At 41.2% G+C, this 11745-nt stretch carries 9 protein-coding genes; 2 read left to right on the top strand and 7 right to left on the bottom strand.

The annotated features are described in order from the left end of the window. Positions 1 to 494: 494 nt before the first annotated feature. Entirely contained in the window at positions 495 to 1337 is an 843-nt protein-coding gene (nadC, locus tag BY457_RS18460; RefSeq protein ID WP_106154808.1) for a carboxylating nicotinate-nucleotide diphosphorylase, read from the bottom strand. 5 nt (positions 1338 to 1342) lie between these two features. Then, on the bottom strand, positions 1343 to 1741 hold the full coding sequence (locus tag BY457_RS18455) for a DUF4783 domain-containing protein (RefSeq protein ID WP_106154807.1): 399 nt from the start codon (positions 1739 to 1741) through the stop codon (positions 1343 to 1345). A 508-nt stretch (positions 1742 to 2249) separates the two neighbouring features. On the opposite strand from BY457_RS18455, the gene rlmH reads away from it, so the two are divergent. Together rlmH and BY457_RS18445 are read left to right on the top strand one after the other, a co-directional pair. Next, positions 2250 to 2723: a 23S rRNA (pseudouridine(1915)-N(3))-methyltransferase RlmH gene (gene rlmH, locus BY457_RS18450; protein ID WP_106154806.1), complete on the top strand. Its 474-nt coding sequence runs from the start codon at positions 2250 to 2252 to the stop codon at positions 2721 to 2723. Between the two features lie 64 nt (positions 2724 to 2787). Continuing rightward, a complete protein-coding gene (locus tag BY457_RS18445) occupies positions 2788 to 6480 on the top strand; it encodes a sensor histidine kinase (protein ID WP_106154805.1) in 3693 nt (1230 codons plus the stop codon). Here BY457_RS18445 and BY457_RS18440 read toward each other — a convergent pair. The 5 genes from BY457_RS18440 to era all read right to left on the bottom strand — a co-directional run bounded on the left by BY457_RS18440 (position 6447) and on the right by era (position 10888). Next, a complete protein-coding gene (locus BY457_RS18440) occupies positions 6447 to 6848 on the bottom strand; it encodes a hypothetical protein (RefSeq protein ID WP_258176794.1) in 402 nt (133 codons plus the stop codon). The genes BY457_RS18445 and BY457_RS18440 overlap by 34 nt on opposite strands. A gap of 299 nt (positions 6849 to 7147) precedes the next feature. Then, positions 7148 to 7723: a response regulator transcription factor gene (locus BY457_RS18435; protein WP_106154803.1), complete on the bottom strand. Its 576-nt coding sequence runs from the start codon at positions 7721 to 7723 to the stop codon at positions 7148 to 7150. A 12-nt stretch (positions 7724 to 7735) separates the two neighbouring features. Then, positions 7736 to 8470, bottom strand: coding sequence for a hemerythrin domain-containing protein (locus tag BY457_RS18430; RefSeq protein WP_106154802.1), 735 nt, complete (start codon positions 8468 to 8470; stop codon positions 7736 to 7738). Between the two features lie 146 nt (positions 8471 to 8616). Then, the gene (gene der / locus BY457_RS18425) at positions 8617 to 9921 is read right to left on the bottom strand and encodes a ribosome biogenesis GTPase Der (protein ID WP_106154801.1); all 1305 of its coding nucleotides are present in this window, start codon (positions 9919 to 9921) and stop codon (positions 8617 to 8619) included. Positions 9922 to 10006: 85 nt separating this feature from the next. After that, positions 10007 to 10888 (bottom strand): GTPase Era, encoded by an 882-nt coding sequence (gene era, locus BY457_RS18420; RefSeq protein ID WP_106154800.1) that lies wholly within the window; start codon positions 10886 to 10888, stop codon positions 10007 to 10009. Positions 10889 to 11745: the final 857 nt, after the last annotated feature.

Raw genomic sequence — 11745 nt, 5'->3', positions numbered from 1 at the left:
ACTTAGTTTATAGACGGACTTTAAATAGTACTGTGGAAAATACTTTATGGAGAGGTAGCAGTTGGGTAATCTGTTGTCAGAATGGATTGCGTGCCAGATAGCACCACGGAGTTGGTAAATCGTGTCATGATAATTCTTTGGATTAGATGTTAAGATTTTTGTCGGGGGCCCTTTCCCGACTAATGATGGTGCAAATTAAAAAGGATGGTGGAGGATGTCAAGTTATTTAAAAGACAATTTACTTATGGGGTTACAGACGACTGTAGAAGAAAAAAGAAAAGCCCGGATTTTAATTCCAGGCTTTTGAAGATGCATTTTTAATCTATAAATCGTTGGAAATGTGATTTTGATAAAAAAGCCTGTGGCAAGGCTTTCGACCGTGTGTTAACTAAAGTTTTAGCAGTGGTGTTAGCAACCCAAGACGCATTTCCCTTACGCCAATCAATATTCTGGAGGTAAGCATTTTGTTGCGAGTGAAACTTTAAAGATAATTATTAAACAGCCTTCAAACTCATATCCAAACTCTTAATCTGATGCGTGAGGGCACCTACCGAGATGTAATCAACTCCGCACTCTGCATAGCTGCGCAGTGTTTCTTTGGTGATGCCTCCGGATGATTCGGTTTCATACTTTCCGTTTATGAGTTCCACTGCCTGTCGGGTAGTGCCGGTGTCGAAGTTGTCCAGCATGATGCGGTGAACACCACCGGTATTCAATACCTGCTGCAGTTCATCCATGTTGCGCACTTCGATCTCTATTTTTAGATCTTTCCCGATATTTTTCAAGTATTTTTGTGCGGTTTTGATGGCTTTTTTTATGCCACCGGCAAAATCCACATGGTTGTCTTTGAGCATAACCATATCATAAAGTCCCATGCGATGGTTCTCTCCACCACCGATCTTGACTGCTGCTTTTTCCAAAAAACGCATTCCTGGTGTCGTTTTGCGGGTATCCAGAATTTTGGTGTTCAATCCATCTACCAACTGCACATATTCTCGCGTTTGGGTGGCAATTCCGCTCATACGTTGCATGATGTTGAGCACCAGACGTTCTGCCTTCAGCAGGGTAAGTGTCTTTCCCCGTACAGTAAATGCTACATCTCCCGGCTGTACCAAAGTTCCGTCTCCCAGCAGGGGACTGATTTCAATATCGGGTTGTAAATATCTGAATATTTCGAAAGCCACATCAACACCGGCCAGTACGCCGCTTTCTTTAACAAGCAATTGTACTTTCCCTTCGGCATCGGCAGGAATACATGATTGCGAAGAGTGATCACCATCGCCCACATCTTCTTTGAGGGCATTGATGATAAATGGTTCAAGGTATTCGTTCATCATTTGTGTTAGTCTTGTTTTTCAATCCTGATCTGGTGAATCAACCGTTGATTGTTATTTGATTTTACCAGGAAATAGATTCGGTAACGATCAGCAGAACAGCTGTACTCTCCAATGGCGAAAGTGGCATTTTGACGTGTTCCGTGGTGGAGCACCTCGAATGAGGTTACCTTATTTTTTTCAAAAAAACTTTTTAGAATAAAGTGGGCTTGTTCTTTGCTGTAAACACCGGATTCTCCCGGAATCAAAAGTTCCACTTTATTATTAAGATGAGGTTTTAATGCATTGGCATCTCCGGCTTTTACGGCTTTAACAACCTCCGAAGGGAGGGGCCCCGTCTGTGCCTGTGCCAGATTAATTGTCATTAAAAGGGCAATAACCGGTAGAATTTTTATCAGATTCTTCATTTTTATTGGTTTTGCTGTATTGCTTATACAAAAGTATAATAAAGCAAAAATTAAACCACAAAGTTACAGTTTTTTTATCGTGGATTGTTATTGGGTAATTCTGTCCAAAATTAAAACTCATTATTGGCGCAATATTCCGTTAAACCTTCTCAAGGTCCTGGAAATTAAACCCTTAAGTTTAAGTGGGTGTTTTTGATAAAAATCCGAATGTCAATGTTATACGATTTCTCTAACCTCTAACCTCTAAAAATCTAACGATCTATTGTATATTAGTCCTCACAAACATTTTAGGAAACAAATAATTATGAAACGAGTCCCGATTGCTTTGGTCGTGTTCCATTAGACCTTAATAATTAAATTTTATACTAATGAAACGAGCATGATATTTTTTAAGCATAAATATCACAAAAGAATATGTTTAAAAAATATTATGCGAGAGCGAAGCGGTTCCATTCGTTCTCAAATTTTTAATTAGTTTTTTATCAGATGATTACAAAATTTTATACGGATGAAAGTATTGCTCCTGATGGTTGGGAAAACCGCTGAGCCATGGTTGCAACAGGGTGTTAAACAGTATTTTGATCGATTGAATCACTATTTGCCATTTGAAGCCAAAATTTTGCCTGACATAAAAAATGCCGGAAAAATGAAGGCTGAAGTGCTCAAGCAACTGGAAGGTGAATTGATTTTAAAGAATGTGGAGAATTCTGATCAGTTGGTTTTATTGGATGAAGGTGGTAAAATTTTTTCCTCCCGCGGATTCTCCGAGTATATGGAGAAACAAATGTTGGGAGGCGCAAGAAGGCTGATATTTGTAATCGGTGGCGCCTGGGGCTTTCCGGAGGAGGTTTACCAAAGGGCCAACGGCAAGATTAGCCTGTCCCGCATGACCTTCTCCCATCAGATGGTTCGGCTTATTTTTGCTGAACAGCTTTACCGTGCAATGACGATTTTGAAAAACGAACCTTATCATCACGATTAATACTTTGCATGGTTATTGTAAGGCTGGGTAGCTGACAAAGGTTCAGTCCATATAAACGTTTTTTATGTCTGTTAGAAGAATTTGGTGGTTTTTGGTAATTCTGTTTTCGATCTCAACCTCCGCAGGGTTGTTGATTGAATTTTTTGCTGCAGGTAATCAAAAGCAACAAATAGACATACCACAGTTAGAGCGATCCATTCAGAAGCGTCAGGCTTCTCTGAATCAATTGCTCAAAGAGTTTCCTGACAGTTTACTGGAATATCCAAAAGCTGCCTGGGCATATATGGATTCAGTATCGGAATCTGATCATGAAATGCTGCTTTTTTATGATAATGAGTTGGTGGCTTGGTCAGACCAGCGTCTTCCGGTTCAGGATATTCATCCTGTGTTTTTCACCCAACCTGTGATAGAACTCGACAACGGCTTTTTTCTGGTTCAGCACTTTCGTTACAATGCCTACTCTCTGGTGGGCCTCTATCGTTTAAAATATTCCTATCCTTATCAGAATAAATATTTGCACGACCGGTACGTATTGCCGGAAGGGTTATCTCCTTCTGTTCGTATTGTGCGTGATCAGACTTCGCCGTGGCAACCTGTCTTCGGATTAGAGGGAGAATATTTGTTCTCTGTAAGTGATTTATCGCTGAAAACGAATAGAAACAGCAGTCAGACATATTTGCTCATCTTCTATTTGTTGTCTGTACTTTCCATCTGGGGATTGATGTTTTTGTGGCTAAATGGCAGGAGGGCAGATCGGTGGATCAACTTTCGGCTGCTTTTGGCAGTGGTTGTTTTCGGAGTATTCTATTATTTTGTTTTTTGGCATTCAGGAATGTCTGCATTCGACGGGTTGGGGCTTTTTTCTCCGTTGCACTTTGCCATGTCAGAATTCTTACCTTCTTTGGGGGCACTTCTGCTACTGGTTGTCTTTTTACTGTTGACCTCGTTGTTGTTTTTCCGTTTTTTTCGGTGGCCTGACATTCCGTTCTTCCAATCGGATAGTATCTATGTGAAAGGCATCTGTTTTCTTTCAGGGCTCTTTTTGGTGCAGATGTGGATGTTTTTTCTGATGGGAATTGTGTACAAGCTGGTAGAACATTCCGCAGAACCGGCAGTCTTTTACAAAGTGGTTGAACTAGACGGGATTGCTGTGGTTAAAATTGTGGTTCTGGCATTTTTGTTCTTTTCTTTTTCTTTGATTGCCGAGAAAATCATCCGCCTGTTTCTGTTCAGGCTTAAACGATTGACCATGTCGGTTCTGATATTAGGGACAATGACACTGGCCATTGTATTAAGAGGTGGGGTAGGCTATGGCACAGGAGATTGGTCAATAATCTTTACAGGGATTTTCCTGTTATTGCTGGCACTTGTAAAAAGGAATTACCGGCTGCGCCATTCGTACAATACTTTTATCTGGATCATTACTTTGTTTGCGCTTTTCGCAGGTTCGGTTCTTATTAATTTGTCTATCAGCAAGGAGGAAGGTACCCGCGAATTATTGGTTGAAAACCTTTCATATCAGTTACTGAGAGAAGAAGATCCAGTGGCTGAAATGTATCTGGCTGACATTGAAGATCAGATTCTTCGCGACGCTCCTTTGCGACAGCTACTGGCACGCAACAACATAAATCAGATGGCTGTTCAGAACCATCTGCTTAAATACTATTTTTACGGTTACTGGGGACGTTATGAGATGCAAATTGTGCCTTGCTGGCCCGGTGGAAATGTGGTGTTTGAAGAGACAGGAGAAAACTACAATTGTTATCAGTATTTCTTTGCAACATTGGGTAATCAGGGGCGTCCTATAGAGGGGAGCGATAATTTTTATTATCTCAGTAACGACAACGGGCGTGTCTCTTACTTGGGCGTGTTTCGGTTTTTCGAGGGACACCCGTTGGAAACCACTCTTTTTGTTGAGTTGCAGTCCAAACCCTATTTCGAAGGGCTGGGATATCCCGAGTTGCTAGTAAGTCAGAAAGAACAGAATCGCCTGGCACTTTTCGATGGTTATTCCTATGCCAAATATGTGGATGGTCGTCTGGTACGTCGTTCAGGAGAATATGACTATCATGGCAATTATCCGCAACTTTCATTTGATGAAGGTCAAATGCAGATGGTAAAGGATGATGATTATTCACATGTTTTGTTTAAGCCCGAACCGGATACGCTGGTGATTCTAAGTCGGAAAGACAATACCGTTTCTGAGGTCTTTATTGCCTTTTCAGTCTATTTTATATTGTTTTTTCTTATCGGATTGGTTCTTATCGGTCTGTCCAATCTTGGGTCTGTTTCTTTCTCGTTGCGACTGTCGGTTCAAAAACGAATTCAGCTTTCTTTTGTGGGTCTGATGCTTTTGATATTGCTTGTTGTGGCCTTAGGAACAGTATTTTATACTGTGGAGCAGTACAAAAACAAACACAATGAACTGCTCAATGATAAAGTTCAATCGGTATTGTTGGATCTGGAGTCGAAGATAGGTCTTGAGGGGACATTGTCCCGTGGAAATGAAGAGTATCTGAATTATCAGCTTCAAACCATTTCCAATGTTTTCTTTTGTGATATAAACCTGTATGGAACGGACGGAATGCTTTTGGCTTCTTCCCGGCCTGAAATGTTTGAACAGGGTCTTATTGGCGGGCAGATGAATCCTTCTGCCTTTTACCGGCTTACCCACCTGGGGGAGAATCGCTACCTGGGTCAGGAAACCATAGGTGACCTGCAGTTTAGGTCTTATTATGTTCCTTTTTACAATCGTCAGGATATGCTAATGGGATACATCAATGTTCCATATTTCGTAGCTAATAATGAGTTGCGTGAAGAGGTTTCCTCGGTGGTGATGACGGTCGTAAATTTCTATCTTTTGTTTTCCTTTATCATTATCGGAATCACGGTGTTTCTTTCCAGACAAATCACACGTCCACTGCAGGTTCTTCAGTCCAAACTTGCCGACCTGAAAATCGATAAGCACAATGAAAAAATTGATTATCAGGGGAAGGATGAGATTGGCAGCCTGGTGGGGGAATACAACCGTATGGTCGATGAGCTGGCCGATAGTGCCTCTAAGCTGGCACGTACGGAGCGGGAATTGGCCTGGCGCGAAATGGCCCGCCAGATTGCCCATGAGATTAAAAACCCGCTCACACCAATGAAGCTTAACATTCAATATCTTCAGCGTGCCTGGAATGATAAGGTGGAGGATTTTGACAGTTATCTGAAGCGGGTAACAGGTACTTTGATTGAACAGATTGAAAAGCTGTCATCCATTGCTACAGAATTTAGTCACTTTGCCAAAATGCCGGCTGCCAGACGTGAGGATGTTAACCTCATTGATAAAATCAAAAGCAGTGTGACGCTCTTTTCCAATAGCCGGGATGTGGAAATACAAACAGACTTTGGCGGTCGCCAACAAATAATCGTTCATGCTGATGGAGAACAACTGCTTGGGGTTTTTAATAATCTCATAAATAATGCAGTTCAGGCCATTCCTCGTGGATTGACAGGACTTATCCGTATTTCAACATCAGTAAAACAGAACTCTGTGTTGGTGAAAATTGAAGACAATGGGAAAGGAATTCCGGAAGAGATTCGGGAAAAGATGTTTGTACCCAATTTCACCACCAAAACAAGTGGTATGGGACTTGGCTTAGCTATTGTCAAAAGCACCATCGAAAGTGCCGGGGGAAAAATATGGTTTGAAACAGATACCGGAACAGGCACCAGCTTTTACATTGAACTGCCTTTGGCTTCCCAATCCTGATTGCGGATGACACGGGTTTCGGCCCATTTGTCTGCAATCCTGACTTTTTTGGTAATAAGGTAGTACAGATCGATAATGTTTAGGACAGGTATCACCTGCACCAGTCCGCGAATGATGGACTTCTCGGGCCACCCCGATAAAGAAGCATAATGTGGCAGAGCAATGGTACGTAAATTAAAGATTTTCTTACCAAAACTCTGGCCATTTAGAAATGAAAGAGAGTCTTTTGCCAAAAGGTAAATCACTCCAAACATCCAGCCTATTTTGGGAAACAGGGATATTAATACGGCTATTACAATATCTACCAGGCCGGCCATTATTCGTTCGCTAAGGGGTACTTTTTCCCACAGAAGTTGTTTGTCGTCCACGTTCTTTTTTTTGCAAAGTTAAAAAAATGGAAGCGGATTGTTGGTCCGATATCTTCCTTACTACCCGGAAATCTGTGGGGAAGTAATAATAAAAAGGGGTGTTTCTTGCAGATTCGATTCAGTAGAGCAGGCTAAATGGGGGTTAACCTGATTGCCACAAAACTTTAGACGAATGAAACGAGCATGGCAGCGATTGCCTCAAAAGAACATGTATAAATTCTTGCATGCGAGTTCCATCCGACCTTAATTAATAAATTTTATACGGATGAAAAGTGTAAAATCTTTGCGGAAATTAGGTGTTATTGGATATCTTCCATTTTGATAATTCCGTTGATTAGAGAATAGACGGTGAGACCGGAAACGGTCTTGATGTCCAGCTTTCTTGTGATATTTTTTCTATGCGAGATCACAGTGTGTGTGCTGATGAATAATTTTGTTGCAATCTCCTTGTTGGTGTATCCCAATGCCACATGCTTAAGAATTAGTTTTTCTCTTGGAGTAAGTTCTTCAGTCTCTTCTTTCTCTTCTGCTGATTCATACTGTCTGAGATGATGACTGAGTTTTTCTGTCAATTTGTTTTTGGTATCAAAAACCGATATGTGGTTTGCGGGGCTGTCTTCAGGCAAAGGGGTGTTGATGATATATATAAACCGGGCTTTGTCGTGGAGCAGCGAGAGGAGTTTGTCGTGCGTTACAGGCATCTGTATTGCGCTGTTGAGCAAAATAATATCCGGACTGAACTCTTTCAGTGTCTGTACTATAGTGTCAGGATGGCCTGCTGCTTTGAGCTCAGTAACCCCGTCGGTCTGTTCCAACAAGCTTACTAAACCCTTACGAACCAGGTATGATGTTTCTGCAATTAGTACTTTGGCCATGATGACGCTTTGTTACCGGGGAAATTTATTGTGAAAGTCTCTTTCCAGTTTTATAACCTGAGGAATCAATACATTTTCTTCCAGAATGGTATGATCATTCAAGTCGTTGCCCAATCGAAATATTTCTATCAGCACATTGGTGAAAAGGCAGTTGTCCGATGGCGGTGCAAGATACTTCAGAAGAATATTTCGTAAATCCACTAGTTTTTCTTCAATGTCACTATGTTCATCCAGAAAATCCTTGATGGTATATCCTCTGGCAGTCTTGAGAAATTCAGGGTCGGGAGTTTCTTTTTCAAAGTTTTCTTCCAGACTTAAAATGTATGGAAAAATCTTTTCCTCTTCCAGTTGGATATGTGTGGTAAATTCTGAAATGTATTCCCTGAAAAATTTTAGCATCAATTGCATATTGTGTCCGCCTGATCGATCCAGTGATTCCATCCGGATTATTTCTTCCTCTATTCGTGGAATGTGATACTCAATGTAGCATGAATGTGTGCTGCGTAAGTATTTTACCAGCCACTTTACCGGGTGATTCATCAAAGTCTCACCCGGGAAAAAGTCCCGCTCATGGTACCACCTTGCCAGGTTCAAGAAGAAGTTGAGGTCAATGCCTTCTTCACGGCATATCGTCTGAATACTTTTCTCTTTGAAACCAAATGGTATCTTAAGTCTTTGTAATACAGCCAGAAGCTCGAAGTCTGACTGCACCAGGTCCGACATTTTTGTGTGGGGACTTATGTGCATTGCATTGCTTATTTAGAAATATTATAGACAAAGGTAGTAAAAAGTTGGTGAACGGGATTGTTCTTATAGACAATCTTGATACTCTGAACTTCTATAAAGAAAGGAGGCAGATCTTCACCGGCCTCCTTTTTGTGATTTTAAGTTGTCTATTTCTTTCTGAAGAAGATATTCATCGGAACCCCTGAGAAATTCCATTTTTGTCTTAATTTATTTTCCACAAATCGCTTGTAGGGCTCTTTTACATATTGCGGCAGGTTGCAGAAGAATGCAAAAGAAGGAACCGACGCTGGCAATTGCGTTATGTATTTTATTTTAATGTATTTGCCCTTGTTGGCGGGAGGTGGATAGTTTTCAATAATTGGCAGCAGGAACTCGTTAAGTTTGGAGGTTCCAACCTTTCGTGATTTGTTTTCATAAACGGCCAATGCCTCTTCCAGGGCTTTGAAAATACGTTTTTTCTCGGTGGCTGAAGTGAAAATTACCGGATAATCGGTATAGGGTGCTGTCAGGGATTTTAATGCCTCTTCAAACTCCTTTGCGGTATTGTTCTCTTTCTCGATGAGGTCCCATTTATTGACTAAAACCACCACCCCTTTTCGGTTGCGTTCGATGAGGCTGAAAATTTTCTGATCCTGACCTTCAAATCCACGGGTAGCATCAATCATCAGAAGGCAGACATCAGAATTTTCAATCGCTCTGATGGCTCGCATTACAGAGTAAAACTCCAGATCTTCGTGAACTTTGGTTTTTTTCCTGATTCCTGCAGTATCCACGAGATAGAAATCATGGCCGTATTTATTGTATCGTGTGAAGATGCTGTCACGCGTAGTTCCGGAAAGTGGGGTCACGATATTTCGATCTTCACCGATAAGGGCGTTGATAAGTGAGGATTTTCCTGCATTGGGACGTCCAACAACAGTGAAACGGGGCAATTCAATATCCTCTTCCTCTCCTTTGTCTGGCAGGATTTTTACCAGGTGATCAAGCAGCTCGCCGGTTCCTGCGCCATTGATAGCGGATATGGGAAACAATTCATTTAAACCCATAGAGTAAAAGTACGAGGCTTCCGGTATTTGCTGATGATTGTCCACCTTGTTTACTGCTATAATTACATTTTTGGCTTTCCGTCGAAGAATTTCGGCCACGGCTTCATCATAATCGGTGACTCCGGTGCTTACATCCACCACAAAAACAATCACATCAGCCTCCTCAATGGCAATGAGTACCTGTTCCCGAATGGCATTTTCAAACTGATCCTCCGAGTTGATGGCATAACCACCTGTATCTACTACAGAGAAACGGACTCCGTTCCATTCAGATTTGCCGTAAATACGATCTCGCGTTACTCCGCTGGCTTCGTCAACAATCGCCTGACGAGATTCGGTAAGTCGGTTAAAAAGAGTTGATTTGCCTACATTTGGCCGACCTACTATGGCTACGATGTTCCCCATGCTATTATTCGATTATTTTGTGTTTTTCAATTTTTAAAAGCGGGCAAAGGTAATAAAAATGATTGATTTACAGATCTCATCCCTATTACTTCTCGTACCCGAAATTCTTCAGGAAGTTATCCTGATCCCTCCAATCCTTTGAAACTTTCACATAGAGTTCAAGATATACTTGTTTTCCTAGAAACAATTCTATCTCCTTACGGGAGTCAATGCCCAGCTTCTTGAGCGCTTTCCCCTGATGACCAATGATAATACCCTTCTGTGAGTCGCGACTCACATGAATCACAGCCCGGATGTCGGTTCTTTTGGGGCCTTCTTTAAATTCCTGTACCTCTATTTCCACCGAGTAGGGAATTTCTTTCTGGTAGTTCAATAATATTTTCTCCCTGATGATTTCGGAAATGAAGAATCGTTCAGGTTTATCTGTTAAGGCATCTTTATCAAAAAACGGGGGGGACTCAGGTAGTAATTCCACAATCCTGTCGTAAAGATTCTGGATGTTGAATTTGTGAAGCGCCGACATGGGATATATTTCTGCACGTGGAATCTCCTTTTTCCAAAAATCCACCAGATCTTCCAGTTCTTTTTGCTGGATGAGATCAATTTTATTGATAACCAACAGCACGGGAATGTCACTTTTCTTTACCAGTTCCAAAAACTCATTGTTTTTGTCAGGGGTTTCCACGGTGTCGGTTATATATAATAGTATATCTGCATCCGACAGGGCCGATTTGGAAAAGTGAAGCATCGATTCCTGAAGCTTGTACTTGGGCTGCAATACTCCCGGGGTGTCGGAAAATACAATCTGGTAATCATCTTTGTTTACAATGCCAAATATGCGGTGACGGGTCGTTTGTGCTTTGGAGGTTATTATGGATAAACGTTCTCCAATTAATTCATTGGATAAGGTGGATTTCCCCACATTGGGATTACCTATTATATTAACAAAACCGGCTTTGTGTGTCATAACTTCTTTGTATTGAATTTTGTGCGAAGATACAATAACTGTAAAGAATTTTCGTGATAAGGATCCAAATATTAGCTGATGAGCTGGCTCAACCCTCAACCCTCATCCCTCAACCCGATTTCCTCTTGACACTCTCCCCCAAAACCTTTTACATTTACTTTTGTGACATATTTTGTTTTGATAAATGTTTTGAGCGTATTGGCTGATGTAGTGGGACCGACCTTGGCAGATAAGCCTAAAAACAAGGTTGCTTTATCGTAAAATCGTCTCTGTTTGAATCTCACGCACGCAGTAAGTGAGATGAGTTTTGACGATTACGATAAAAGAACTGTAGTTTTTTGAGCGGAAGCTGGCAAAATCGTGGTCTTTTTTTGATTACTTTATTATATCAAGACAAAAAAGTAATTCAGGGTTTAAGGGATGAAATCCCTTTTGGAAGATATCTAGGACACTATGGTGAGGTGAAATTTCCAGGCATCGAACTTTGACCCTCAGCGGGTTGACATTTTTTCACACAAATAGATTGAAAAAAGATTTGGAAAAGCGGGAAACAATGCGTTATCTTTGCACCCGCTTTGCAAGAGAGACCAAGGGGTCCGAGCGAAAAAGCAGAGCAATCTTTTTGGAGTAAGAGCTGACGAGATCAGCACTTGAAAAAAAGATGAAAAATAATTTTGGCGAAGAAAAATATTTGATTTATCTTTGCACTCGCTTTTGAAAAAAAGCAGGCATCCCGAAGGGGGGCCATCGGCCGGTACAGTAGGTTCATGAACGTACTATACGGCAAAAAAAGATCTTTGAAATTATTAATGCAAAACCAAAAACAAGGTAAAAGCGGATCCACAAGTCAATTTCAA

Source organism: Marinilabilia salmonicolor (assembly GCF_003003035.1).
In the GTDB taxonomy this organism is placed as follows: domain Bacteria; phylum Bacteroidota; class Bacteroidia; order Bacteroidales; family Marinilabiliaceae; genus Marinilabilia; species Marinilabilia salmonicolor_A.
This window is presented reverse-complemented; position numbering and strand designations above follow the sequence as displayed.

Bases quoted from the DNA above. Each gene is read 5' to 3' on its own strand.
- nadC (WP_106154808.1), bottom strand. From the start codon at position 1,337: ATGATGAACGAATACCTTGAACCATTTATCATCAATGCCCTCAAAGAA.
- BY457_RS18430 (WP_106154802.1), bottom strand. From the start codon at position 8,470: ATGCACATAAGTCCCCACACAAAAATGTCGGACCTGGTGCAGTCAGAC.
- BY457_RS18445 (WP_106154805.1), top strand. From the start codon at position 2,788: ATGTCTGTTAGAAGAATTTGGTGGTTTTTGGTAATTCTGTTTTCGATC.
- era (WP_106154800.1), bottom strand. From the start codon at position 10,888: ATGACACACAAAGCCGGTTTTGTTAATATAATAGGTAATCCCAATGTG.
- BY457_RS18455 (WP_106154807.1), bottom strand. From the start codon at position 1,741: ATGAAGAATCTGATAAAAATTCTACCGGTTATTGCCCTTTTAATGACA.
- BY457_RS18435 (WP_106154803.1), bottom strand. From the start codon at position 7,723: ATGGCCAAAGTACTAATTGCAGAAACATCATACCTGGTTCGTAAGGGT.
- der (WP_106154801.1), bottom strand. From the start codon at position 9,921: ATGGGGAACATCGTAGCCATAGTAGGTCGGCCAAATGTAGGCAAATCA.
- rlmH (WP_106154806.1), top strand. From the start codon at position 2,250: ATGAAAGTATTGCTCCTGATGGTTGGGAAAACCGCTGAGCCATGGTTG.